Below are 26,784 nucleotides of genomic sequence, written 5' to 3'. Positions count from 1 at the left end.
TAAGCTGAGGACCCAAATGAAAAAGAAGAGAGTTGCTATCAATGGTTGTGGAAGAATAGGAAGATTGACATTCAAGTTACTTCTAGACTGTGATGACATAGAACTTGTAGCTGTCAACGACCTAACTAATCCTGAGACTTTATCTCATTTACTTCAATTTGACTCCATTCATGGTAAATATCCCTACCCTATTCAGGTAGAGGACGGCCATTTAATAGTCAAGAACAAACGAATCAAAATCTTTGCTGAATCAAATCCATCAAATATTCCATGGAAACAACAAGGCGTTGACATTGTATTGGAATCAACAGGAAGATTTACTAGCAAAGAGGATGCAGAAAAGCACTTGAAAGCTGGAGCACAGAAGGTAATCATCACCGCTCCAGCTAAAGGGGACATTCCAACTGTTGTATTGGGCGTCAATGATCATATTCTGACGGGAAAAGAACTAATCGTGTCCAATGCATCCTGTACCACCAATTGTCTTGCACCAATGGTGAAAATTTTAGATGAAAATTTTGGTATTGAACATGGGTTTGTTTCCACAGTACATTCTTATACAAATGACCAAAATCTCCACGATGCCCCTCATCGGGATTTAAGGAGAGCGAGAGCAGCTGCTTATTCGATTATTCCTACAACTACCAATGCGGCAATTGCTACAGAATTAGTGTATCCAAAAGTAAAAGGAAAAATCGAGGCATCGGCTATGCGTGTACCTGTTCCGGACGGATCGCTTACAGATATGATCGTAAGTCTAAAAAAAGCACCAACAGCAACAGAGGTCAATCAAGCCTTCCGAAATGCTTCCGATACTTATTTACATGGAATTTTATCCTATTGCACAGACCCTATAGTGTCTATAGATATTATTGGGGATCCTCATTCCTGTATTTTTGATGCAGCACTCACATCTGTAAAGGGCAACTTATGTAAAATAGTGGGGTGGTATGATAATGAAGCAGGATATTCTAATAGATTGGTAGATCTCGTTCGCAAAATTTAAGCTTCAACAAGAGGTTGAATATAGGAAATCGCAAGCTCTACATGCTGTTTGAATAGAATCAAATGATCACGAAAAAGAGAGGAAAATCCATGCTCTTCCAAAATATCCTTACCCTCATATACTATCCGGGTTAAGTCATGCATTTCAAAAAGTGATAAAGAGGGTTTGACTTTATGTCTGATTTCTTGAATAGCAGTTATATTCTGTTCCCTCGCACCTTGGAGGTACCGCTCTTTAAGCTCATTGAGGGAATTGTAGAGTGCCATGATGAGTTCTGTCTTAAACTCAGCATCTCCCTCAGTCATTATGTCTATTTTCTCTAAATTCAGTGGAGGATTTTCCATGATTATAATGTTTGACTATTCTTTCCCGCAAGATACCCTGTACTCCAAGCTGCTTGAAAGTTAAAGCCTCCTGTAATTCCATCTATATTAAGCACCTCACCGGCAAAAAACAACCCCTTAGTCGACTTACTTTCCATTGATTCTGGATGTACTTGACCTAAATCAACCCCACCAGCAGTCACAAATTCCTCTTTAAAGGTCGTTTTTCCTTCGATGGGTACAATATAGCAAAAAAGATTTTGAACAAGTTTATTGAACTGCTTTTTTGATGTATTTTCCCAAAGTTGCATTTCCATAATCTCAGACTCTTGACAAAGGTACATCCACAATCGTTGTGGCAATCCAACCAAAGGATTACTAAATATCTTTTTCTTTGGATGTTTACTTTTGAATGCTTGCAGGTGCATGATCAACTCTGATTCCGTCCAATCAACGCCCCATCGGATATGAGCATTGGCTTTATAATGTACATCTGCCAGCCATTCTGCCCCAAAAGCAGATAATTTCAACACTGCTGGCCCACTGATTCCCCAATGAGTAATCAACACAGGTCCATGGTAAGAAAGCTTGGTTCCCTCTAACTTCACTAATGCATCAGGAACTGATATTCCCATCAATGATTTCAAAGGAGAATGCGGAGTATTAAATGTAAATAAAGATGGTATAGGCTCAACAATACTGTGTCCCAAACCTTCAAGGAAATCAAAACCTGAAAGTTTTGGATTACCTCCCGTACAAATAATCAATCGGTCAAACGATAACTTGCCTTTGGAGGTTTGTACTTCAAATTGATTAGACTCCTTAGCAATAGAGTGCACAGCAACATTCAACAAGAGGTTTACATTGCATTTGTTGGCTTCAGCTACAAGTGCATTTATAATACTTTGAGAACTATCTGAAACCGGAAACATGCGTCCATCCTGTTCTATTTTCAAAGCCACTCCCCTGCTTTCAAACCAATCAATGGTCTCTGCTATAGCAAAATATCTGAAAACCTTTTTTAAAAAATTCCCTCCTCTAGGATACGATTTGATGAGTTTGGATAATTCAGGAGCATGATGCGTTACATTGCACCTTCCTCCCCCTGAAATCTTTACTTTAGCCAATGTCTTGGAAGTTTTTTCCAACATGGTTACCTCTGTATGTTTTGAAGATGCATGAATGGCAGCAAAATAGCCTGCTGCACCAGCACCAATTACACCAATACGGAGTTTTTGCATAATTGTAAACCTTACTCTCTAACTTTCCATTTCAAAAGTAAGCAAAGATAGAGGAAGTCAGAAATATACAATTACAAAAATTCTAATGCTTGAATGCACTATTGAAATATGCGTCTTAGGTTAAGACTAATAAAAAAATAAATGACATTAGCTTTTTCCAAAACATTCAACCCATATGAGAGTATAATTAATGATTGAGCAACAAAAAGTGAAGATTTAAATTCAAAAAATAGCAAGTTAATGTACGTGCACTTTACTTTTTGTATAAAAGTTGTGTGCTAAAAAAAAGATTAATGCTAAGTTTGATCATTAGTTCGTAGCAACGTGAAAAGTAATACATGTCAATGAGTTTCATCCAACCCAAGGTATACCTTAAAATAATTTTCTTTTGTTCCTTTCTTACCTTTACTCTTGGTCTTGATTGGGGTGTCCATGCCCAAGTGAGACCAAACTTAGGGAATACCTCACGCCTTTTGAACAATGCGTTGGCAGAAATGGATAAGGGAAATTATGAGCAAGCCAATACTTTTTTTCGTCAAATCGTGGAGAGTAATCAACCCATTCCGCCCGAAATGCCTTATTATTTTGCAGAAACATTGTTTCAGTTGGAGCAGTACGACAATAGTCGAAATTTTCTTACACGTTACCTGCAAATCAATGGATTTAGGGGAGAGAATTATCAAAAAGCCAAAGAACTCGAAGAACGTCTAAAACAACCACTCCAAGCCATACAAAACTGTGACTTGTGTGATCGGAGAGGTTACAGGTTCGCTTCCTGTCCAACCTGTGAAGGAGCCAAACAAGTTTCACAGCCTTGTAATTACTGTAAAGCAAAAGGGGCTGTAGGTTGTAATCGGTGTTTTGGGAAAGGGCTATTGACCCGAAGAAATATATTCAATATAGTGGAGTACCATGAATGTGGTCAATGCCAAGGACAAGGAAAACATACCTGCCCTCAATGCGAAGGAAGCTTGGAAGAATTTAGTGATTGCCGTACCTGTAGTGGTTTGGGAAGATTGGTAGAAGAAAGTATTTGTAATCATCAAGCAGGTCCCAAGCATATGTCGATGGTGTTTCAAAAACTCCAAAAACAACATGGCAATCCTACTCCGAAACCCTAACCATGAAAACCCTTTCCTTTCCTCATCCACTCATAATCATGCTGTGCTTTGTGTTGATTGCGGCGGCATTGACATACCTTGTACCAGCTGGTAATTTTGAACGAGTTTTGGATGAAAATACCGGTAGGGAAATTGTTGTCCCTGGTAGCTACACATCTAAAGGCTCAAATCCAATTAGCATTGGTAAAACATTTCTCTCAATTCCAGAAGGAATTATTGAAGGTGCGGAAGTGGTTGTGCTTATTTTAATTATTGGAGGTGCTTTTTATGTAGTGGACCAAACAGGAGCCTTTCAATCAGGTTTAGAGGTACTCGTCCATCGCTTTAAAAATGCGAAAGCTTCCTTATTAGTCATTGTTGGATTACTATTTGCAACCGCAGGTGCCCTCAATGGGCTGCAAGAAGAAATAATTGCTATGGTTCCTGTTTTGATGGTATTGGTGAGTAAAATAGGTTATACACGGATAGCAGGTGTGGCAATTAGTTTAGGTTCAGCACTCATTGGAGGTTCCTTTGGACCTACTAATCCTTTTTCTGTAATCATTGCTCAAAAGGTAGCAGATGTAGCTGTTTTTTCAGATGGAATATATAGAATGATATTTTTCCTAGCGGCGTTAAGTTTTTGGATCTTTTATATAGTCAAATTTGGAAAGGATTCTGAATCTAAGCCAACCGAAACCGCTCCTGACACACAAGGTCTATCTTGGAATCATACCATTATTTTACTTTTGGTTGCACTTACTTTTGCAGTAATGATTTACGGCTTAACCAATTGGGAGTGGGATTACAATGAAATGTCAGCTATCTTTTTTGTGACTGGCATGAGCGCTGGAATCATTGGAAAATTAGGCGTAAATGGTACAGCCAAAGCATATGCAGCAGGATTTTCAGAATTGGTGTTTGCTGGTATTATTGTTGGATTAGCTAGAAGTATTTATTTGGTATTGCAAGAAGGCCAGATCATAGATACTTTGATTTTGGCCTTATTTAATCCACTCGAAAACTTACCAATTGCTTTGTCTGCTTTTGGAATGCTTGTAGCACAGGCTATTCTTCACATTCCAGTACCAAGCACTTCCGGTCAAGCTGTCTTAACAATGCCTTTATTAAGTCCTTTGGCAGATCTCATTGGGATGTCTCGACAAGTGGTGGTGCTTGCTTATCAATATGGTGCCGGTTTGATGGATTTGATTACCCCCAGCAATGGTGGTTTGATGGCAATATTAACTGCTGCTGGGGTTTCTTACAAAGAGTGGATCAAATTCGCCTGGAAGCCTTTTTTAATTATTTTTGGAATCGCTTCAATATCAGTGGTTTTAGCAGTTTTTTTATTGTAATTTAGTCATCCACTAACTTTATTAAATCATGAAAAAAGTAGCTATTCTCTCCATTGACGGAGGTGGGATTAGAGGTATTTTGCCTGGTACCATACTTCGATTTATTGAACAAAGAATTCAAAAAGAAACCAATAATCCTGACGCACGACTAGTAGATTATTTTGATTTTGTTGCAGGTACTAGTACTGGAGGTATCCTCGGTTGCGGTATGTTAATACCAAATCCATTAAGACCAGGAAGGCCTCAATATACTATGGAGGAGGTTGTAAACCTTTACTTGGAAAACGGAAGTAATATTTTTAAAAAACCTATTGCCCACCGCTTTCGAACGTTGTTTGGCATAATGGAGGAAAAATATCCCAATGCTACTTTGCTAAAAACGCTCCATAAATATTTCAATGATTTTTACTTAAGTGACTTATTAAGACCTTGTTTATTTACTGCCTATGATATTGAATCTAGAGGAGCAAATTTCTTTAAATTTGGAAAAGCATGTGACAATGAGTCTTTTGATTTTTTAGTACGAGATGTGGCACAAGCCACTGCTGCTGCGCCCACCTATTTTGAACCCGCATTGATAAAATCAAGAAAAGGCGTTAATTATGCATTAGTAGATGGAGGTGTATTTGCCAATAACCCTTCCATGTGCGCCTATGCAGAGGTAAGAAAATGTGACTTTGACCACATTCAAAAACCAACCTCAAAAGATATGTTTATGGTATCTTTAGGAACTGGGAATGTCAAAGAACCTATCCCTTTTGAACGGGCAAAAAGATTTGGATTAATACAATGGATTAAACCTCTGATCGACATTATGATGTCTGGTAACTCCGAAACGGTATCCCATCAATTGCAATGGCTTTTTGATGCTGGAAATAATCAAGAAGGTTACATTAGACTCGAGCCGGAACTACACAAAGCGAAACCCGACATGGACAATGCTAGTCCTTCCAATATGAGTGCACTTGTGGAAGCAGGTGAAGTTTTTATTCAAAAAAATGAAGAATTGATTCATAATTTAGTGCTCAAATTAATTGATAATCGAAAAAGCGAATGAAAATAAATGATCATCATCCACTACCAACTTATGTAGCGAATGAAAACCGGTATGAACGCATGCAATTTCGCCGATGTGGTAAAAGTGGACTTCAACTCCCCATGCTTTCGCTTGGCTTATGGCATAATTTTGGTCATAATGGGAGTTTTACAACGATGAGACAAATTATTCGGACTGCATTTGATGGCGGAATTACTCATATAGATCTTGCCAATAATTATGGCCCTCCATTTGGGTCTGCCGAAGAAAATTTCGGCAGAATACTTCACAAAGACTTGAAAGCCTACCGAGATGAATTGATTATTTCTTCCAAGGCAGGCTGGGATATGTGGCCTGGTCCTTATGGAAACTTTGGCTCTAAAAAATATCTAATCGCATCACTGGATCAGAGCTTAAAACGGATGAACTTAGATTATCTGGATATTTTTTACCATCATAGACCAGACCCTGATACACCATTAGAAGAGACCATGGAAGCATTAGCATTGATGGTTAAGCAAGGTAAGGCGCTTTATGTGGGTATCTCCCAATACACCGCAGAGCAAACAATCCAAGCATATGAAATCCTTCAACGCATGGGGGTCCGATTGTTGATTCACCAACCACGCTACAGTATGCTTGATAGATGGGTTGAAAATGATCTACTCCTGACATTATCTAACAAGGGTATTGGAGGGATCGCTTTTTCTCCATTGGAACAAGGGCTTTTGACTGACAAATACCTCAACGGCATTCCTGCGGGCAGTAGAATTGCTTCCGATGGAAGATACCTCTCTGAAAATAATCTTACACCCCAAGTTTTAGAAAAAGTACGCTTACTGAATGAAATTGCTCAAAGCAGGGGACAAAAGCTTGCGCAAATGGCCATAGCTTGGATTTTACGAAATCCTGAAATCTGTTCAGTGTTAATAGGCGTCAGTACAAGTCAACAAGTGGAGGAAAATATACAAACACTACAAAATCTTCAATTTACGGAATCGGAATTACAAGCAATTGAAGCGATTATTCAATAAAATTATTTAAAAAATAAACTTGGCAATAATACCAAAAATCAGGGGATGCTTTGGCAGTCAGTGGATCAAACAAATACAGATTTTTGGATGATATTGTTGTATCTGCTAAATTTTGAAACGATTATTCAATATCTTTTGAACAATAAACTCCCAAATAAATGAAACTATCCAGAAGACAATGGCTTAAAAGTGCAGGAATACTCAGTGGAACGACACTCTTGACAGGTGCACAAGCATCACATTTACTCACTGCAAAAGAAGTTAAAGAATTTAACCCTCGTAAACTTTCAGTACCCATCCGCCTTGGAAGTAATGAAAATCCTTACGGGCCCTCTGAAAAAATGAGAAAAGCCATGGTGGATAGTTTTGATTTGGGATGCAGATACCCTTGGGCATATAATGCTGATTTGAGAGAAAAAATCGCACAAAAGGAAGGTGTCCCATCTGACCATATTGTTTTGGTTGCAGGCTCCACAGAAGGTCTAAAAATAACAGGTATTACTTATGCAGGACCTGGCGATGAAATTATTTCCGGCTTACCCACTTTTCTTTCCCTAATGAACTATGCTGAAACATGGGGCGCTTCAATCAATTGGGTTCCCCTCAACAAAGAGTATGACTATGATTTGGAAGAAATTGAAAAACGTATCAGTTCCAAGACCAAATTGGTTTTTCTTTGCAACCCAAACAATCCAACTGGAAAACTACTTCCTGCAAAAAATGTAATGGATTTTTGTGAATCGGTGTCTAATAAAACCATGCTATTCAGTGATGAGGCTTACTATGACTACATCGAAGATCCAACCTATCCATCCATGGTGGAGTTAGTCAAAAAAGGAAAGAATGTCATCGTTTCAAAAACACTTTCAAAAGTTTACGGATTGGCTGGTATTCGATTGGGATACTTGGTAGCAAGACCAGACATTGCCGAAAAGCTATCTGAACGAATTGTAGCTAATACCAATATGATGGCCATTGAAGCCGGCAAAGCTGCCTTAGAGGATGAATCTTTTTACAAGTTTAGCTTAGACAAAAATCTGGAATGCAGAAAAATGATCGAAAACACGTTGGATCAATTGAGTCTGCGGTATTTGCCTTCACAGGCCAATTTTGTTTTTTTCCATGCAAAAAGAGACGTTAGTGCCCTTGCAAATGAATTTTTAAAGAAAGGAATCATCATTGGTAGACCATTCCCTCCACTAGATGAATGGTGCAGAATTAGTACAGGTACAGTTGAAGAAGTACAACTCTTTAATCAAGCAGCGATCGAAATATTTGGATAAATCTTTCAAAAGAAAAATACGTAATGATTAATTAACCATTGCTTCATTATTTATCATTATGGCTTTTTATCTTAGGAAGGGGCTGAATTTTGGCCTATTACGTATAAATTTCTCCAAATCAGGTATAGGTCTATCCGCTGGCGTTACTGGGGCAAGAATAGGAGTTAATTCGCAAGGGAGAGCATATCTTCATGGGGGTAGGCATGGGCTCTACTACAGAAAAAATATTGGAAGTGTAAATGGGGGGAATTTTAATAGTTCTCCCTCTACTGGTCATCGGTTACCAGATGTAGAACTATTTACAGATACAGGTTTAACATATCCCTTGTTAAGCAATCAAAAAAGGGATCTTCAACTACCCCCCTTGGAGAAAGTACAAAGCAGACTTCCTCTCCTATTGCTAGGAATTTTTGGGATTTGGTCCGCTATAACTCCTACGATCATACCCTTGCTTGGCACTTTAGCCAGCAGCATTGCAGTATTTTTTTGGTACAAGAAAAAAACGGAACAAAAAAAACTAATTCAAAGATTCGAACTGCTAAAAGATTTTGGACCATCGCAGCAAAGCAAAGAAACTTGGATTGCTGAAACAAAAGAATTTACTCAATCAAATACTTCGGTTTTGGCTTTGCATACTGCGTTTTGTTGGTTAGAAAACCAACTCTCTGAAGGGTCCGTTCAAGAGGTAAAATCAACTTTAGGCTTTCTCCCTATACAACCTGTTGAATTACAAAAAATAACTACATATATCTATCAAACTATTGTAGATGAATCTCTTGCAGATCATCAATTAAGTACGAAAGAAGAGAACCTACTCAAAGAAATTGAAAGCAAATGGGAAATCCCACCACATAAAATAAAGGAGGAAGCGTCTTTAATTAAACAATTTCAAGAACTCAGATTAATTGAAGAGAAGGAGCTCTCTGAGACATCTTTTAGTAGGGCTCTCGTAAGAGGGGAACAAGCCTATTTTGAAGGAAAAGGAAAATTTTTAACTCGACGAATTTTACAAAGCTGGCAAGAAAATAAGCAACGAGTAAAAGAAATCGGCTTTCAGATAGACCTTGAAGGAATTCTAAGAATAGGAAGTAGACAGATTGAAATTGAAGATGGACGTCAAAATCGAAGTTATCCTATCAATCAAATAGAAAATATCACGCTCTCTTTAGAAGACGGTGTCATAGAGCTCAGCCTTCGAAACCGGAAAAATCCTGTTATTTTGACAAGTGAAGACCTCATTACTGTTGCTGGAATTATCCAAAAGTTAACTTTTATCTGATTCTTTCTTTTCTTCTGGAAAAAAAGGATAGATCGAAGGTGAAATAAAATCATCTGAACGTTTTGGATTATTTTCTTGTCGATAAAACCTTCTAAACTCATCATCAATAAGCTTTACTCCTTCAACATTATCTTGATTGTACCTCAGCTTCCTTTTGGCTCTTAAATTAAATAAGGGCAAACCCAAGCGTGACAATGGAACAATTCTTTCATCAAATTGAGGATTTTGTTGATTAAAAAGCAAATTCATACCAAAAGGTGTAAAAATAACAAAGAGTAATCGAACATTCCCCCGAACTACTAATTCGTTTTGAGAATCATATTTTGTAAAAAGCATAGGGTGTTCAAAATACTGAAATTTTATCCGGTCATAGCTTATGCCTTCCGACTTTAAACCAAATTCAAAAGGTTTTCCAAGACATATTCCTAGACTCACACCGCTTTCAAATTTTTTGAGAGGTATAAAATCATCATAGGAATCAACCTCAATCAAAAAATAGCCGGAAATAAAATCGGCCAAGTTATCATCTGGAAGGAATACTTCAGTAATCATAGTCATAGGTTTATAATTCTAAAGCTAACATAAAAATATTTGCCATACAAAAATACACTGTTCGAATATAAAAAAACGTATTCAATAAAAAAAAAACGTATTCAATAAAAAAAAGGAAGCCCTCAACGACTTCCTTTTTTTCCAAAATAAATTTTTATTTTGTCAACTTGTCTGCTTCAGCTTTTGCTTTTTTAGCTAGTTTATCCACTTCTTCTGTTGCTGCGCTTACTTTTTTGGTTAGGCCATCAAAATACCCATTCAACGTGGAAGTAAGCTCATCCATATACTCACTGCTTTTCTTACTGATTTTTTTCCTAGTGACTTCACCTTTATCAGGAGCAACCAAAATACCAATTTGTACACCCACTACTGCACCAACAAGGGCGCCTAAAATAAATTTTGTAGAACTCATAACAGTTATTTTTTAGTTAGAAATAATTTAGCTTGGAACTGTAATTCCAACATACCCTAGTACAAGAGTCATACCAAACTATACGTAAATCTTAGGCTCATGTTTACTTAATCATACTTCTAAGCGTAATCGTTCTTACAGGATTGATGGGGTCATTGGTAAAAACAGTAACATGCTTGTGATCAATTCCTTTTCTTCCCTTAGGATCAAAAGTGATCAAAACTTCTATCTTTTCTCCTGGAAACAGTTCATTTTTAGGTAAATCTATTTGCACACATTCACAAGAACTGCTCACTTGACGAATAAGTAAGGGCTCTTGCCCTAAATTACTAAAATCAAAAACTTTCTGTACAAGTTTTGAAGAACTGATTTCTTTGAAGTCAACTTCTGTATTTGAAATATGCAATCTTGGAATGACTGATGCCATGCTTTGGGGGACAGGTTCAAAATACTCTAAAATTGAACCTGTCAAACCAAGCTCGTAAGATTCACCATCATTTAATTGGACTTGCAAATTTTCTCTATAATAACCAAATGCACCTGCATTCTCCGCATCGAACATTAGACTTACCAATGCTCTTTGTCCCGCTTCTATCAATGCAGGTTCAAAAGTAATCTGTATGTGCTGCGGCCAATTTTGAACTGCTAAATCTGCGAGACTTACAGCTTCATTACTGAAATTGTAAACATCATAAAATTTCAATTTCGGTTCATTCGTAAAAACCTGTCCCATATTGATCATAGGAAGTCTAAATCCTAATGGCCCTACTCGGTACGGAAAGTTTTTAACTGGATCGTCAACTACAGGAAAGTTAATTCCTTCAATTACCAAGGTATCTCCATAAATATCTAAATTGGATCGGACGAGTACATATTTTTTAAATTCCCCTCCTCTGTAGTCAGAATTATAAGAAACAGTAAGACGGAACATATCATCTTGAACCAGTGTGTCTTTGCTGTATTCTACCACTGTACAACCGCAATCTGTAATTACATCAGTAATTACTAAAGAATCCGCGTAGGGATTTTTTCCGAAAAACTCCACTGTACTGCTACCATTCTCTGCTACAACAGGCCCTATGTACAATGATTTATTTTGCCAATCTAATAACTTTCGCTCAATTTCCTGAGCATCAACTGGATTGACTAGAAAAAAAGTAATTAAAGCAATAATTAAGGTTTTTATCGAGATTTTCATAAGCACAAATAACGATAAAATTCAACCGATATGTACCTGTAATATGTTAATTTGCACCAAAATTTAGAAAAATGGCAAGAGTATTAACAGGCATTCAAAGTTCTGGAAGACCTCACCTTGGAAACATTCTTGGTGCGATCGTTCCAGCTATCAGATTAACCAAAGATACATCCAATGAGTCTTTTATCTTTATCGCTGATTTTCATTCCTTGACTTCCATTAAAGATGGTGAGTTGAGAAAAGAAAACACTTTAGCCGTAGCAGCGGCTTGGCTTGCGTTCGGTTTAGATATTGAAAAAACTGTTTTTTACCGACAATCCATGATCCCTGAAGTAGCTGAACTGACATGGTATCTGAGCTGTTTTACCCCTTTCCCTATGTTAGCAAATGCTCATAGCTTTAAGGATAAATCAGACCGCTTAGCCGATGTAAATGCAGGACTCTTTACCTATCCTGTCCTTATGGCGGCAGACATCCTGCTATACAGCGCCAACATTGTGCCTGTAGGAAAAGATCAGTTACAACATTTGGAAATGGCTAGGGATATAGCAAGTTCATTTAACCATCGAATGGAAGAGGATATCTTCACCCTTCCAGAGGCTAGGATTTCGGAAGAAGTCATGATTATTCCAGGTACGGATGGTCAAAAAATGAGCAAGTCCTACAATAATTACATTGATGTATTTCTTCCAGAAAAAGCTTTGAAGAAAAACATCAATAGCATAATTACCGATTCCACAGGCTTAGAAGAACCCAAGAATCCGGATACCTGCAACGTATTTAAGTTATACAGTTTGATTGGTAGCGAAAGCCAAACTCAGGATTTACGGTCAAAATATCTAGCAGGTAATTTCGGTTACGGTCATGCTAAAAAAGAGTTTCTAGACTTGATCCTTTCGGAATACGCGGAAGAAAGAAAGACGTTCGAGTATTTTATGAGCAACCCTCAAGAGCTCGAAGAAAAATTATCAGAAGGAGAACAGAAAGCAAGGGAAGAAGCTACAATCATATTGAGCAAAGTCCGTCAAAAGTTGGGATTCAGGTCATGATAAAAGAAGCTGTTTCATATGTCTATTAAATGGCAAATTACCCAGATATTATTTTGTATTTAGTAAAGCAGAACTTTGTACCTTTAGTCTTGGTGGCGTTTTAGACCATAAAGCCACCAAGACTCCAAGAGATCAATTACTATACATAAGCTTAATTTGATAGAAAATCTATTTATAAAACAGCCTCATTTTTTAAAACCCTATATATTCATACGTCGCTTGTATGCCCAAAGGAATGCCTAAAGCCCAATAAAGCAAGAGGAATATGGTCCATGTTACCAAGAGCGCGAGTGAATAAGGAATCATGATAGATACCAACGTTCCAATTCCTGTTGATTTGACATATTTTTGGCAAAAAACAACGATCAATGGAAAATATGGCAACAAAGGAGTGATGATATTCGATACGGAATCCCCTACTCTATAAGCCGCCTGTGTCAAATCGGGAGAAATCCCTAACTGCATCAACATCGGTACAAATATAGGACTGATTAAGGCCCATTTAGCAGAAGCAGAACCCACCAACAAGTTGACAAATGCGGTTAGTAACAAGATCCCCACAATAGTAACTTGCCCTGGAAGTTGGAGCGATTTTAGGAATTCCGCACCTTTTAAGGCAGTTAATGACCCAATCTTTGACTGCGTGAAAGCATCAATAAATAGTGCACAGAAAAATGCCATAACGATATAATATGACATACTGCCCATGGATTTACTCATAGACATGACCATATCTTTCATGGATGCATAGGTTTTGGAGGCAAATCCATATACCATCCCTGGAATCCAAAACAAAACAAAAATGAGTGGCACAATACTTTTCATCAAAGGAGCATCTCCAGCAGTAATTTCACCAGCGGGGTTTCTCATGGCAGAGTTCTCAGGAATTACCCAAATTACCAGCAACAAAACTCCAACAGCCAACGTGACAAAAGCTTTCCAAAATGCCTTTTTTTCAGAATCCGTGATAGCCTCCATCTTTGGTACATCTTCTAAGTTTTCATCTACTTGCACATTTTTTTGTAATCGTGGTTCTATGATACGATCGGTCACAAACCAAACTACGACGACTACTAAAATGGAAGAGAAAGAAGTGAAATAGTAATTATTCAAGGGGTTTAATATGATCTCTGGATCTACAATTTGAGCAGCAGATTGTGTAAAACTTTGAATAAGAGGATCAATGCTGGATGGGATGAAATTTGCTGAAAACCCACCCGATACACCAGCAAAAGCAGCTGCAATCCCAGCTAATGGATGACGGCCAGCAGCGTAAAAAATTACACCTCCCAAGGGAATTACCAGAACATATCCGGCGTCTGCAGCAGTATGACTTACAATACCAACCAAAACCAATATGGGTGTTAATAACATCTTTGGCGTTACGCCCAAGACATATTTTAAACCTGCATTGATAAATCCACTATGCTCAGCAACTCCAACCCCTAACATCGCCAACAATACTACTCCCAATGGAGCGAAATTGATGAAAACGGAGGTCATATTGGCGAAAAATGCTGCTAAGCGCTCCCCAGTCAACATATTTTGAATACGAAGGGACTCACCTGTACGTGGATCAAAAGCATTGAAATCAATGGGGGCCAAAACAGCCGAAATCACCCACGTTAGAAGCATTAAACCTAAAAACAAGATGGCCGGATCCGGTAGTTTATTTCCTGCTTTTTCAATAAAATCTAAGAAACGGTCCAAAAAACTTTTCTTTCCTGCTGTAGTGTTGCTCATAAGTCATCAAGTATTTTTCCAAAAATAAGAAGCATCCTGTATTATCAAAGAATTTTAACTGAGCATTCAGCGAATTTTTAATGATCAGCAATAAAAAAAAGATGGAACTTAGCTCATAAGTCCCATCTTAAAAAGATTTAAAATCAAAGGAAATGATTAATAAAGCACTCGAAAACGAATCGTTCCAGGGATATTCTTCATTGCATCGATCACCTCAGGAGAATACACCTTATTGATATCTGTAATCACATAACCTATACTTTCATTAGTTTTTAAGTATTGGCCTACGATATTGATCTCATGGTGTGCCAAGCATTGATTGATTTTGGCCAAAATCCCTGGTTCATTTTGATGGATGTGAATCAGTCGATGTGCTTCCTTTAAAAACGGCAACTGAATATTGGGGAAGTTCACAGAATTATACGTATTACCTGTATTGATATACTCCATGATTTTACCAGGTACAAAACGGGCTATATTTACTTGTGCTTCTAAGGTAGAACCTCCTATATGTGGAGTCAGGATCGTATTAGGCATTCCCATTAACTCAGAGACAAATGGCTCTGAATTATTCTTAGGTTCTTCAGGAAAAACATCAATTGCGGTACCAGCAATGTGTCCAGTTTCTAAGGCTGCTTTCAAAGCCTGTATATCTACCACATGTCCCCTACTTAGATTGACCAAATAACTACCCTTCTTCATGAGCGCAATTTTCTCCGCATCAAGGATATTTTTATTGTCTTTTCGTCCATCCACATGCAAGGAAACAACATCAGATATACGAAGTAATTCCTCTAGAGAGTCCAGTTTGGTGGCATTTCCCAAAGCTAATTTTTCAATGACATCGTAATAGTAAACATCCAATCCCATATTCTCTGCCAAGACAGAAAGTTGAGCTCCAATATTCCCATAACCAACGATACCCAGTTTTTTACCTCTGATTTCAAAGCTACCAGTTGCAGATTTATCCCAGATTCCTTGGTGCATTCCCAAACTTTTGTCGTGGAAATTACGCATCAAGAAGATGATTTCCGCAATAGCCATTTCCACTACGGATCGTGTATTACTAAAAGGGGCATTGAAGACTGCAATACCTTTTTTGGTACATGTGTCCAAATCAATCTGATTGGTGCCAATACAAAACGCTCCGATTGAAATCAAGCGATTCGCATTTTCAAGCACTTTTTTGGTTACGTTCGTTTTGGATCGAATCCCCAAAATACTCACATTTTTGATCTTTTCTGCTAACTCGTCCTCAGACAAAGCAGAGGAAATGACTTCCACGTTGTAGCCTTCTTCCTGCATCAGTTCAACACCAATTGGATGTACATTCTCTAATAAAAGTACATTAATACGGCTTTTGGGGTATGAAAATTTTTTGTTCATTTTATTGATATATAAAATTTCGTCTAAACTAGGAGCTATATGATCTGCTTTTGAGGTAACCTTTGGACGAGCCACATTTTCCGTAAAGGCATAAAATTTATTGGCTAAACCAGAGGCTTTAATTTCATAATCTGTATAACCATCACCAATTACGTAAATATCTCCCTCTAAATGAAGACTTTTAATAATTTCAGGCTTACCTCCATTCTTGGATAAAATATTATCCCTGTTGAAATCTATTATTTTGCCATCTCCATCATAAATAAACTCATTGGCAAATACATTTTCAGGCTTGATACCATATTCCCCAACGATCGGAGTAATAAAATCCTTAAATCCATTGGAAATAATGATGATGTCAGCTGCGTGTTCTTGAAGAAACTCCCTATTTCTATGAAAAGACTTTGACACCTTTTGTTTAAGTGCGGCAATCAATTCTTGAATCTGAGATTTATTGGCCTGTAAAATTTCCAATCTTCGTTCCAAACTTTCACGAAAATTTAGGCTGCCTTCCATCCCTAAGTCTGTAATTTCCTTGATCGCATGAAGTTTTTCTTCTTTTTTAGGGTCGTGAGCAAGAGAAATTTCTCCTAAAACATCCAAGGCTTCTACTTGGGTAAATGTACTATCAAAATCAATGATGAATTTTTTATTTCTTGGCATCGGATTAGCTAAATTATTTAGGATTTATACCCAAAATTAGAATTTTATTAAAAAAATTACGGTTTTATTAGTAAAAATACTTTTGGACTTTTATCACACAAACCAAGAAATCGATTGCACTGCCCATAAAGGGAAAATGAAAACACCATGCGATGGTTTTTTCTATTAGTTCCATCGAGACTTGCGAAAAGCAGTCGGCTTCATGAATGATTCTTGAATACAAAAAATATACTTAGTCAAGCAAAAAGCCATTGAAGATTGGAGATTCAATGGCTCTTTCATATTTTTTGGTTTTACAAATCAATCTTCCATAAAACATAGCGCCGCTGCTCCCAAGGTACCGGCATTATTTTCTAAAGTTGCCTTCGTAAGCAACAAATCCTTTACATAATAAGGGGTTAAAAATTGCCTCACTGTTTTTTCCATAGAAGGCATCATAAATTCTAAGCCAGCTGAGATTCCACCCCCAAAATAAACATGGTTGACGTCTAAAAGACGAATTGCAGAAACGATGGATTCCCCCAAAACTCTCCCCACTTCTTCAAAGACCATTAAAGAAACTTCATTTCCATTCTTTGCACTGTCTACCAACAAATGAGTACCTAATTCTTTATTTTCCAATTCACCTACCAAGCGGGGATAACCTTTAATAAATCGCTCCATAATCCGTAAAATCCCCTGTCTTCCTATAAGTTTTTCCAATCCTTCGTTGCCTCGCGATAACATATGCCCCATTTCCATGGCATTACCTCTACCACCTTTGAAAACTTCCCCTCCTAAGATTAAAGCACTCCCAATTCCTGTACCCATGGTAATAAACAAGAAGTTTTCAGGTGGATTATTTTTTCCATAACGATACTCACCGATTGCAGCGGCGGCGGCATCATTCTCTAAAAAAAAGGAAATACTTGGGTACTTTTCTTTCAAGGCCCCTTTCAGATTAAATCCGTTTAACGCAGGGATGGCCGGAATTTCCAAGGTGGTTGTTCTATCTTTCGATATCAAACCAGGCAGACCTATTCCAACTTTCGACACCTCAGGGTACTTGGCCAAAATACCTTCCATACCTTCCACAAACTTGGTATTAAAGCCTTTGGGGTCATCTCGATAGGGTGCGGTGTCAACTTTATCAAAAGAAAGGATATCACCGGATTTATTCACTAAACCGATTTTTAGATGTGTGCCTCCTACATCTACACCTAAAAAATATTGCTCATGGTTACTCATACTAATTCATTCAATAGGTTTTACACTCTAAAATAGCAAAGACTTTTCTTTACTTCCTAAAATCTTTATCAAAGTCTTGAAAGATTTCCAAAACAACTGGACACACAAGCGTGTTTTGCAAAGTCAAATTTAAAATTCCATGCATATTTTTTCGATTCGTGTGTGGATATTCCCGACAAGCCTTTGGCCGTTCGTCATAGACTAGGCAAGTGTTGTCCTCATTTAAAAACGGACAGGGACTGCTCTTTAACACAAAATCCCCTTCTCCATCTCTAAAAAGGTATTCTTCTGTAAACTCAGACGGTTTCATCCGAAAAACCTTAGCCAGTCGATCAATATCGGTTTGGATAAAAATAGGACTGGTAGTTTTGCAGCAATTCGCACAAGTCAGACAATCCATTTTCTTAAACTTTTCCTCATGAGCTTGTGAAAAATGCTGATCCAAATCTTTACTTTTTATCCTTTTCAACTTTGGAAGCATTTTTTTATGCTGCGCAATTAATGACTTACTCAACTGCTTGAAATCCTCTAAAAATTCACTCATTTGAAACAGTTAAAACACCTTTACAAAAGACATTATTTGCATAATTATTTGGATTTATTCTTTTTTTGTAATACATTCCAACTGTGTTTTGAAACATGAACGAAATTTATATATGTTTAGTTATTGATTTCAATCCCATGATCCAAAATTTTGATTCTTTGAGCTTTGTATAATTGACCGATCGATTGTTTGAAATGTTTTTTACTCATTCCCAATAACTCTTTGATAGACTCAGGGGATGATTTATCATGAAGGGGCAAAAATTTCCGGACTTTTAAAATTTCTAGGATTTTTTCGGCCCCTTCCTCGTATTTAGCCCTACCGATGGGAAGTAGTTGCACATCAAGTTTTCCATCTTCTCTTCTTTTTTTGATAAAGGCCTTTTTCCGATCACCAACTTGTACCTGCTCAAATACTTCATTTTTGTACAATAACCCTTCAAAATCCCCTTCAATCAAGACTTTGAAGCCTAAATCTGTTTCTTCAAAAATTAATATCTCAACTTCTTTCCCTGCTTCAAATCCTTCTGTATCTCGAAGTAAAAAATCCTCATATTTAGACACCCCAATCAATCGTTCAGTCTTATGATCTTTGCACAACATGACTAGATACTTGCCCCCAGCTTCCATTGGTTTTCCCATTTCTGCTTTAGGGACAAATAAATCTTTGGGTAATCCCCAATCCAAAAAAGCTCCAAATGTAGTCACTTCCTTTACCTCCAACACCTCAAACTCGTCCAGTAGCATTTTGGGACGATTGGTGACCGCTACAGGTCTATCTTCACTATCTGTATAAACAAAAACCTCGATTTCTTCTCCTTCCTTTTCACTCCCGGACAAATATGACTGTGGAAGCAATACCTCTCCCCCATCTTGGAGTGCAAGATAAGCCCCATGTGGTGAGAATCGATTGATGAGTAATGAACTGACTTTTCCTAATTCGCGCATAATAGATAAGAATCCCTTTTTTAGGGTTGATTATTAAAGGTAGAGTGTACCTACCTTACAACTTTTTGTGTAAATATCTGTCAAAGGTACACAAAATCTAATTTGATAAATTGCAAATCCTTTTCAATCGACCTAGATTTGAACACTCATTCGAAAGCTTGGTTATTGATACATGGCTTAGTTTTGAACTAAATAAAAAAGAATTAAACCCAAAAATTCATGAAAAACATCGCAGTAATAGGCTCTGGAACCATGGGAAATGGTATTGCCCATGTATTTGCACAGTATGGATATGTAGTCGCTTTGATTGACATCAATCAGCAAGCCTTAGATAAAGCATTGGCAACAATTGGTAAAAATATGGATAGACAAGTATCCAAAGGAACTTTGTCACAAGCCGATAAAGATGCCGCTATTTCAAAAATTAATGCCTTTACTAGTTTGGCTGATGGTGTGGCAAATGCCGATTTAGTCGTAGAAGCAGCCACTGAAAATATCTCCATTAAATTGGATCTTTTCCGCCAATTGGACGAGCTATGCAAGCCAGAAGCCATTCTCGCAACCAATACTTCTTCCATTTCGATTACTAAAATTGGCGCTGTTACTAAACGTCCAGACAAGGTAATCGGTATGCATTTTATGAACCCTGTACCAGTGATGAAATTGGTAGAGGTGATTCGTGGATATGCTACTTCAGACGAAGTAACTGCTATGACCATGGCGCTTTCCAAAAAGTTGGAAAAAGTACCAGTTGAGGTGAATGACTATCCAGGATTCGTGGCAAATCGTATTTTAATGCCTATGATTAATGAGGCTATTTACACATTGTATGAGGGAGTCGCAGGAATTGAAGAAATTGATACCGTAATGAAACTTGGGATGGCTCACCCAATGGGACCTTTACAGTTGGCAGACTTTATAGGGTTGGATGTATGTCTTTCCATTTTGAAAGTTTTACATGACGGCTTTGGGAATCCAAAATATGCTCCTTGCCCTCTCCTAGTAAACATGGTAGAAGCAGGTTATAAAGGTGCCAAGACTGGAGAAGGCTTCTACAAATACACTCCAGGAAGCAAAGAACTTATCGTTTCCCCAAGATTTAAATAACACACATTCGCATCTACAGGCTATCCAAAAAGTTTAAACTCTGCTTAATGGATAGCCTTCTTTATCCAATCACTTATGCATATAGCAGTATCCGGCAATATCGGAAGCGGTAAAACCACCCTATCCATAAAACTAGCCAAACATTATGGTTGGCATGCTGAATTAGAAGCCGTCGATAACAATCCATACTTGGCAGACTTTTACGAAGACATGAAGCGCTGGTCATTCCACTTGCAGGTATTTTTCTTAAACAGTCGATTTAATCAGATTCAGCGAATTCGGGAAAGTGGGATTTCTGTTGTCCAAGATCGGACTATTTATGAAGATGCTTATATTTTCGCAGCCAATTTGGCTAAATCCAACCTCATTTCAGACAGGGATTATGAAAATTATTTAGCCTTATTCCATTCAATGATCAATTATGTCAAAGCTCCCGACTTATTGATTTATCTCAAGGCGGATATCCCAAAATTGGTAGGTCAAATTGAAAAAAGAGGCAGAGACTACGAAAATGCTATACGAATCGATTACCTTAAAAATCTCAACTCACATTATGAAGAATGGATTGAGGGGTATGATAAAGGTAAACTTTTGATTGTCGATGTAAATGATATGGACTTTGTGGCCCATCCGGAAGATTTTTCTTCTATCGTTCAAAAAGTAGACAGAGAAATCTATGGCTTATTTTCTTAGTATTTATATTTGAATTAATACCAATTCTAAATTTCTACCTAAACATTCCAGTTTGGAACCAATCAGTAGTAAATTAGTTATGTTTGTATAAAATACATGACCTATGAAAGCAAAAGAAATTGTTACGCTTCAGCGTTCCCTTCTTCACGATACTGAGAATTTACTGAACAAGCAAATTGAAATGGAGGGTAGATCCTCTGCCTATTACTTATCCATGGCTTCTTGGTGCCATATGATGGGCTATGAAAATGCTGCAAAGTATTTGTATACCCATGCAGATGAAGAAAGAATGCACATGATGAAAATTTTCCACTACATCAACGAGGCAGGTGGTCATGCTTTGCAACCTGAAATCACAGGAATTCGCAATAACTTTAATTCATTGAGAGAGATTTTTGAATTAATCTTAGAACATGAAATCAAAGTTACTAAGTCAATCAATGCTATTGTAGATCATGCATTTATCGCAAAGGATTTTGCTACATTTAGCTTTATGCAGTGGTATGTGACCGAACAAAGAGAAGAAGAAACTATGGCTCGAAGAGCAGTAGAATTATTTGATATTATCGGCGAAGAGGGCATTGGCCTCTGGACCATTGATCAAGAATTGGGTAAGTTACACCAAGCAGCACATGAGCCTCAGAAATGAGGCTCTTTTTTTTTAAAGCTTTCGCAACCAAATATTTCTAAAGCTCACCAAATCTCCATGGTCTTGTAGTTTTATCGGTAAAGCGTCAGGATGTGATTTGTAATTTGGAATGCCAATATATTCGGTGGGCCCTTTAAGCTCCACATTATTTTGTACCAACACCCCATTATGAATTACCGTCACACGTGCAGGAGACATCAGCATCCCATCTGAATTAAAGCGCGGAGCGGTAAAGAAAATATCGTAGGTGTTCCATTCTTGAGGGGTTCTCATCGCATTTACCAAAGGCGGATATTGCTTATACACACTGGCCGCTTGGCCATTGGAATACGTTTGGCTTTCATAAGAGTCTAAAATCTGAATTTCATAGGTTGACATCAAGAAAACACCTGAATTGCCTCTCCCCTGTCCTTCTCCTTTGATAACATCAGGGGCAGACCATTCTATGTGCAGCTGAACATCTCCAAAGGATTCCTTGGTTCTGATATCACCCGTTCTTGGCACTACTGTAAATACACCGTTTTCAACTTTCCAAGCTGCAGGTGATCCGTCTTTAACAGATTCAAATTTATCCAAAGATGTCCCATCAAATAAAACTATTGCATCCGATGGAGGTAGGTGATTTTCATTTCCTGGCTTAACTACCCTAGGTACAGGTTCCCAAAACTCAGTCGCCTCGGGGGGTAACTTAATTTTTTGTTGTTGAGCAACTACTTGTTGGATGGTTAACAAAGAAAGGAGAAGAATAAGGTTAATCACAAGGTTTTTCATAGAGTTGCATTGTTTAATTTTGAAAATACTGCATATCCTACACTTTCAAAAACCATTGGTGGATTTTTGATTGAAACTCGAAATAAAAGACAGTATTTTCCAAAAAATTAATCAATATGAAAAAGATTTTACTGTTGTTCCTAGGCTTTGTTGTTGGATTCAATACCTCACAAGCACAGCAAGCCTATTATTTCCCCAATGAATCTTTTGATCCAAGCATTACTAGTCCGAAAGATTTTTTGGGCTATGAAATCGGAGATTGGCATACACGATATGATAGGCTAGTAAGCTATTTTGAACACTTGGCACAATCCTCCCCTATGGCAAACTTGCAGGTCATTGGATATACCAACCAACTTCGCCCATTAGTAGTATTGTCCATCAGTAATCCTTCCAATATCCAAAATTTGGAAACTATCCGTCAGGAACAGATCAAGCTAGCAGATCCGTCCCTCCCGCTTCCTGATGTCAATTCAATGCCTGCGATTATCAATTTAGCATATTCTGTGCATGGAAATGAACCTTCCGGTGGGGAAGCCGCTATCCTCACAGCATATTGGTTAATAGCCTCAACTAGTCCCTTAGCAGAAGAAATTAGAAATCACGCAATTGTATTCATTGATCCAGCGATCAATCCTGATGGAAGGGATCGGCATACCAATTGGGCCAATATGCACAAGGGCAATCCTCCAGTTGCCAATTCCTTGGATAGAGAACACAACGAAATTTGGCCATCAGGCAGAGTGAATCACTATTGGTTTGATTTAAACAGAGATTGGCTTCCGCTTGCCCAAATAGAATTACAGCATAAGCTAAACTGGTATCATCAGTGGTACCCAAATGTAGTAGGTGATTTCCATGAAATGGGGACTAATAGCACTTACTTCTTTGAACCGACCAAACCATTTAGCAGTGAAAATCCAGTAGTGCCACGCAAAAATTATGAGGACATCAACAATAAATTTGCAATGTATTTTGCCAAATCCTTGGATGATATTGGTTCACTCTATTGGACTAAAGAGGTGTTTGACAATAGTTACCCAGGGTATGGCAGTACCTACCCGGATATTCAAGGAGGTTTGGGTATTGTCTTTGAACAAGGAAGTTCCCGAGGACATATTCAAGAATCCCAACGAGGAGACATAACCTTCGCTTTTACCATTAGAAATCAGCTAAAAATCTCTTTGGCAACTCTAGAAGCTGGGGTGCGAGAGCGGGTGTATATGCACCGCTATCTGAGAGAGTTTTTTGAAACAGCCGTCAGTGAAGGCAGTAAGGATAAATTTAAGTCCTATGTTTTTGGAGATCTCTACGATGATTCCAAAAATCAATTGTTTCTCAAACTATTAATGGATCACCAAATAAAGGTCTATGAAAACACTCGGGATGTGACTGTAAACGGTAAAACGTTCTCCAAAGATAAATCTTGGGTAGTGCCTACCAATCAGGCCCAGTATCGAATGGTTCGATCCATGTTTGAAAAAGTTACCGACTTTGCAGACTCTGTATTTTACGATGCTTCAGCATGGACCATGGCTCTGGCTTATGGAATTCCTTATGAAGGACAGGCCACTCCAACTACCGGCAAGGAACTCACGGCTCTACCTGAACGGACTGCAGAATTCCCCGCTAATGATGCTTATGTGGCCTATTTAGTAGATTGGTCAGATTATTTTGCCCCAAAATTCCTACATCATTTGCAAAGTAATGGAGTACATGTAGAAGTAACTTCCCTACCCTTCACAGCAGCTACGGAATCAGGAAGCCGACTATTTCCGGCTGGTAGCTTGGTGATTCCACCTGCCTTTCAACAAATGAATCATGAGCAACTTCGACAAATTTTACAAGCCGCAGCTACTCATAGTGAGCAAAAGATTTATGGTACTAAAACAGGATTAAGTCAATCCGGTATCGATCTGGGAAGTAATAATATCTCAGCTCTGAGGGTTCCTAAAGTATTAATGCTAATTGGGCAAGGAACTTCACAGTATGAAGCAGGTGAAATTTGGCACTTACTTGACACCAAAGTTGGTATGCCTATCACCAAAATGGATGTTAGTTTATTTTCCCGCGTCAATCTCTATGACTTCAATACGCTCATTCTTCCTTCTGGAAATTACGCTATGCTAAGTGCAGCTCAAGTGAATCATTTAAAAGATTGGTTAAATAGAGGGGGCACCATTTTATCCCTTCGTCAGAGCAGTTTATGGTTACAAAGCAGTGACATTACCAAAGAAGAGTTTGTCCAAGGTGAAAGCAAACAATCGGATTTCATTCCATTCGCATCGAGGAGAGACGCTGCAGGCGCACAAAATATTGGGGGAAATATTTACACGGCAAGCCTTGACCTTACCCATCCACTAGCTTTTGGATATAGGTATGAACAGCTTCCTGTGTATAGAAACTCAACGATTTTCATGAAACCATCCAAAAATCCAAGTAATACCCCTGTTCGATATACGAACAACCCATTATTGGGTGGTTATGTGTCTGCTCAAAACCTAGAAAAAGTAAAGCAAAGTGGGTCAGTGATTGTCAGTAATGTGGGTCAAGGTCGCGTCATTCACTTCATCGACAATCCTAACTTTAGGGGAACTTGGTTTGGGACGAATAAACTGTTTTTGAATGCTATTTTCTTGGGAGATAAGTTTTAATTGTATCAACTATGAACAAACGAGATTTTCTAAAATCATTGGCATTTACTGGTGTTGCAGGTATTTCCTCCATCGAGTCTTTAGCTTACAGACTGGGTCAATTTCATAATTTTTCATCCCAAGAGCTCGCCAGCAATGAAGATTATTGGGCTATCATACGTGCAGGATACAAACTAAAAGAGGATTATATCAATTTAGAAAATGGTTATTATTGCTTTCTTCCAGAACAAACGCTGCATAGATATCTAGAGAAAATAAAGGATATCAATTACCAAGGGTCCTGGTATTTTAGAACTGTACAATGGGAAAATAAGGACAAAACAGCTGCCCGTTTAGCACAGGTGTTTGGAGGAAGTTCAGATGAATTAGCGATCACGAGAAATACCACTGAATCATTGGACACTATTATTTCAGGGTATCCTTGGCAAAAAGGTGATGAAGCGATTTTTGCTCATCAAGATTATGGAAGCATGAAAAACATGTTTGAACTAGCTGCTAGGAGGCATGGAATCGTCAACAAGGTAGTCGACGTTCCGCTTCACCCTGAGAGTGATGAGGAAATAATTCGTGTATATGAATCAGCGATTACTCCCCAAACCAAATTAATCATGGTCAGTCACATGATTAATATTACAGGTCAGATTTTACCGATAAAAAAAATCGCAGAAATGGCCCATTCTTATGGCGTGGAAGTGATGGTAGATGGAGCTCACTGCATTGCACATATTGATTTTAAAATTAATGAACTTGACTGTGATTACTATGCCTGTAGCCTGCATAAGTGGCTATCAGTTCCATTAGGTGCAGGTCTTTTGTATGTAAAAAAAGAACATATTGGAAAAATTTGGCCCTTATTGGCACCTTATGAATTGGATCACCCAACCATCAAAAATCTGAATCACACGGGCACCCATCCTGTAGCAACTGATTTAGCAATTCATGATGCCCTAGATTATTTTGAAGCGATTGGTCCCCAGGCAAAAGAAGATAGACTGCGATATCTACAACGGTATTGGTCAGATCAAGTGAGAGGACTACCCAACATTCTGCTCAATACTCCCAATGACCCTCAACGCTCTTGCGGGATTGCAAACGTTGGTATAGAAGGGATTGAACCCAATCTTATGGCGAAGACTTTATTGGAAGATTATAAAATTTACACGGTGGGCATTAACTACGCCGGTGTTTATGGATGTAGGATAACTCCAAATATATATACGAGCATAGCAGAATTGGATCAATTTGTTAAGGCATTAAAAGAAATGAGCCAAAATTAAATTTTTGGAAATTTTTTACAAGATATCTTGCATATTGTTTGATTAGTTTCAACATTTGTGTTCGTTTAACACATGAAAAACCTAACAAACATATCAGCAATTACTACTCAAGAAGGATTTTCCTTTGCTGTTATGTCTATTTTTACTCCTTTGAGGAGATTTAGGTCTTTATTTAGGGCAATGTCCCTCTAATCTTTAGGGTATCCCATGTGGAATACCGCCAATAGCTCCAACCAGACATTTATATAAATT

General features: G+C 38.0%; 24 protein-coding genes and 1 pseudogene. 14 read left to right on the top strand and 11 right to left on the bottom strand.

All coding sequences use genetic code 11. From position 1 onward, the window contains the following. Positions 1-16: 16 nt before the first annotated feature. A complete protein-coding gene (gene gap / locus IPZ59_RS13830) occupies positions 17-1,006 on the top strand; it encodes a type I glyceraldehyde-3-phosphate dehydrogenase (protein ID WP_236136637.1) in 990 nt (329 codons plus the stop codon). On the opposite strand, the gene IPZ59_RS13825 is transcribed toward gap, so the two are convergent. Both IPZ59_RS13825 and IPZ59_RS13820 read right to left on the bottom strand, forming a co-directional pair. Continuing rightward, the gene (locus IPZ59_RS13825) at positions 1,003-1,350 is read right to left on the bottom strand and encodes a hypothetical protein (protein WP_236136636.1); all 348 of its coding nucleotides are present in this window, start codon (positions 1,348-1,350) and stop codon (positions 1,003-1,005) included. The genes gap and IPZ59_RS13825 overlap by 4 nt on opposite strands. Positions 1,351-1,352: 2 nt before the next feature. Beyond that, on the bottom strand, positions 1,353-2,570 hold the full coding sequence (locus IPZ59_RS13820; protein WP_236136635.1) for a BaiN/RdsA family NAD(P)/FAD-dependent oxidoreductase: 1,218 nt from the start codon (positions 2,568-2,570) through the stop codon (positions 1,353-1,355). A 344-nt stretch (positions 2,571-2,914) separates the two neighbouring features. Here IPZ59_RS13820 and IPZ59_RS13815 point away from each other — a divergent pair, with 344 nt between their 5' ends. From IPZ59_RS13815 to IPZ59_RS13785, 7 genes and pseudogenes are all read left to right on the top strand, one after another. Next, the gene (locus tag IPZ59_RS13815) at positions 2,915-3,691 is read left to right on the top strand and encodes an outer membrane protein assembly factor BamD (protein ID WP_236136634.1); all 777 of its coding nucleotides are present in this window, start codon (positions 2,915-2,917) and stop codon (positions 3,689-3,691) included. A 2-nt stretch (positions 3,692-3,693) separates the two neighbouring features. Then, the gene (locus IPZ59_RS13810) at positions 3,694-5,028 is read left to right on the top strand and encodes a YfcC family protein (RefSeq protein ID WP_236136633.1); all 1,335 of its coding nucleotides are present in this window, start codon (positions 3,694-3,696) and stop codon (positions 5,026-5,028) included. A gap of 28 nt (positions 5,029-5,056) precedes the next feature. Continuing rightward, the gene (locus IPZ59_RS13805) at positions 5,057-6,085 is read left to right on the top strand and encodes a patatin-like phospholipase family protein (RefSeq protein ID WP_236136632.1); all 1,029 of its coding nucleotides are present in this window, start codon (positions 5,057-5,059) and stop codon (positions 6,083-6,085) included. Continuing rightward, positions 6,082-7,098 carry an L-glyceraldehyde 3-phosphate reductase gene (gene mgrA, locus IPZ59_RS13800; protein ID WP_236136631.1) on the top strand — a complete coding sequence of 339 codons (1,017 nt, stop codon included), beginning with the start codon at positions 6,082-6,084 and terminating at the stop codon, positions 7,096-7,098. The genes IPZ59_RS13805 and mgrA overlap by 4 nt, the downstream gene beginning before the upstream one ends. A gap of 158 nt (positions 7,099-7,256) precedes the next feature. After that, entirely contained in the window at positions 7,257-8,381 is a 1,125-nt protein-coding gene (locus IPZ59_RS13795; protein ID WP_236136630.1) for a pyridoxal phosphate-dependent aminotransferase, read from the top strand. A gap of 58 nt (positions 8,382-8,439) precedes the next feature. Beyond that, positions 8,440-8,589, top strand: a pseudogene (locus IPZ59_RS13790) (DUF4236 domain-containing protein); the annotation flags it as partial. Positions 8,590-8,745: 156 nt separating this feature from the next. Then, on the top strand, positions 8,746-9,660 hold the full coding sequence (locus tag IPZ59_RS13785; RefSeq protein ID WP_236139845.1) for a DUF4236 domain-containing protein: 915 nt from the start codon (positions 8,746-8,748) through the stop codon (positions 9,658-9,660). On the opposite strand, the gene IPZ59_RS13780 is transcribed toward IPZ59_RS13785, so the two are convergent. The 3 genes from IPZ59_RS13780 to IPZ59_RS13770 form a co-directional block, all read right to left on the bottom strand. Continuing rightward, positions 9,646-10,212, bottom strand: coding sequence for a hypothetical protein (locus IPZ59_RS13780; RefSeq protein ID WP_236136629.1), 567 nt, complete (start codon positions 10,210-10,212; stop codon positions 9,646-9,648). The genes IPZ59_RS13785 and IPZ59_RS13780 overlap by 15 nt on opposite strands. A gap of 154 nt (positions 10,213-10,366) precedes the next feature. Then, the gene (locus IPZ59_RS13775; protein ID WP_236136628.1) at positions 10,367-10,624 is read right to left on the bottom strand and encodes a YtxH domain-containing protein; all 258 of its coding nucleotides are present in this window, start codon (positions 10,622-10,624) and stop codon (positions 10,367-10,369) included. A gap of 103 nt (positions 10,625-10,727) precedes the next feature. Next, positions 10,728-11,822: a DUF1573 domain-containing protein gene (locus tag IPZ59_RS13770; protein WP_236136627.1), complete on the bottom strand. Its 1,095-nt coding sequence runs from the start codon at positions 11,820-11,822 to the stop codon at positions 10,728-10,730. 71 nt (positions 11,823-11,893) lie between these two features. Here IPZ59_RS13770 and trpS point away from each other — a divergent pair, with 71 nt between their 5' ends. Further along, entirely contained in the window at positions 11,894-12,871 is a 978-nt protein-coding gene (gene trpS / locus IPZ59_RS13765; protein WP_236136626.1) for a tryptophan--tRNA ligase, read from the top strand. Between the two features lie 192 nt (positions 12,872-13,063). Here the strand turns inward: trpS and IPZ59_RS13760 are convergent, their stop codons facing one another. The 5 genes from IPZ59_RS13760 to IPZ59_RS13740 all read right to left on the bottom strand — a co-directional run bounded on the left by IPZ59_RS13760 (position 13,064) and on the right by IPZ59_RS13740 (position 19,381). Then, complete coding sequence (locus IPZ59_RS13760) at positions 13,064-14,614, bottom strand: AbgT family transporter (protein ID WP_236136625.1); 1,551 nt, start codon at positions 14,612-14,614, stop codon at positions 13,064-13,066. 156 nt (positions 14,615-14,770) lie between these two features. Then, positions 14,771-16,663 (bottom strand): phosphoglycerate dehydrogenase, encoded by a 1,893-nt coding sequence (gene serA, locus IPZ59_RS13755; protein WP_236136624.1) that lies wholly within the window; start codon positions 16,661-16,663, stop codon positions 14,771-14,773. 300 nt (positions 16,664-16,963) lie between these two features. Continuing rightward, complete coding sequence (locus tag IPZ59_RS13750; protein ID WP_236136623.1) at positions 16,964-17,890, bottom strand: ROK family protein; 927 nt, start codon at positions 17,888-17,890, stop codon at positions 16,964-16,966. Between the two features lie 49 nt (positions 17,891-17,939). Beyond that, entirely contained in the window at positions 17,940-18,434 is a 495-nt protein-coding gene (locus IPZ59_RS13745) for a YkgJ family cysteine cluster protein (protein ID WP_236136622.1), read from the bottom strand. Between the two features lie 116 nt (positions 18,435-18,550). After that, positions 18,551-19,381 carry a CvfB family protein gene (locus IPZ59_RS13740; protein WP_236136621.1) on the bottom strand — a complete coding sequence of 277 codons (831 nt, stop codon included), beginning with the start codon at positions 19,379-19,381 and terminating at the stop codon, positions 18,551-18,553. Positions 19,382-19,600: 219 nt separating this feature from the next. Between IPZ59_RS13740 and IPZ59_RS13735 the strand changes: the two genes are divergently transcribed. From IPZ59_RS13735 to IPZ59_RS13725, 3 genes are all read left to right on the top strand, one after another. Beyond that, positions 19,601-20,488, top strand: a complete 888-nt coding sequence (locus IPZ59_RS13735) for a 3-hydroxyacyl-CoA dehydrogenase family protein (protein WP_236136620.1) — start codon at positions 19,601-19,603, stop codon at positions 20,486-20,488. A gap of 75 nt (positions 20,489-20,563) precedes the next feature. Further along, positions 20,564-21,181 (top strand): deoxynucleoside kinase, encoded by a 618-nt coding sequence (locus IPZ59_RS13730; protein ID WP_236136619.1) that lies wholly within the window; start codon positions 20,564-20,566, stop codon positions 21,179-21,181. A gap of 103 nt (positions 21,182-21,284) precedes the next feature. Then, the gene (locus IPZ59_RS13725; RefSeq protein ID WP_236136618.1) at positions 21,285-21,830 is read left to right on the top strand and encodes a ferritin; all 546 of its coding nucleotides are present in this window, start codon (positions 21,285-21,287) and stop codon (positions 21,828-21,830) included. 12 nt (positions 21,831-21,842) lie between these two features. Here the strand turns inward: IPZ59_RS13725 and IPZ59_RS13720 are convergent, their stop codons facing one another. After that, a complete protein-coding gene (locus IPZ59_RS13720; protein WP_236136617.1) occupies positions 21,843-22,601 on the bottom strand; it encodes a 3-keto-disaccharide hydrolase in 759 nt (252 codons plus the stop codon). A 116-nt stretch (positions 22,602-22,717) separates the two neighbouring features. On the opposite strand from IPZ59_RS13720, the gene IPZ59_RS13715 reads away from it, so the two are divergent. Both IPZ59_RS13715 and IPZ59_RS13710 read left to right on the top strand, forming a co-directional pair. After that, positions 22,718-25,255, top strand: coding sequence for a M14 family zinc carboxypeptidase (locus IPZ59_RS13715; RefSeq protein WP_236136616.1), 2,538 nt, complete (start codon positions 22,718-22,720; stop codon positions 25,253-25,255). An 11-nt stretch (positions 25,256-25,266) separates the two neighbouring features. Continuing rightward, positions 25,267-26,532: an aminotransferase class V-fold PLP-dependent enzyme gene (locus IPZ59_RS13710; protein ID WP_236136615.1), complete on the top strand. Its 1,266-nt coding sequence runs from the start codon at positions 25,267-25,269 to the stop codon at positions 26,530-26,532. The last annotated feature ends 252 nt before the right edge of the window (positions 26,533-26,784 follow it).

It is taken from the genome of Mongoliitalea daihaiensis, from assembly GCF_021596945.1.
Taxonomy (GTDB): domain Bacteria; phylum Bacteroidota; class Bacteroidia; order Cytophagales; family Cyclobacteriaceae; genus Mongoliitalea; species Mongoliitalea daihaiensis.
The sequence above is the reverse complement of the archived record's forward strand: the minus strand, read 5'-3'. Positions and strand labels throughout refer to the sequence as shown.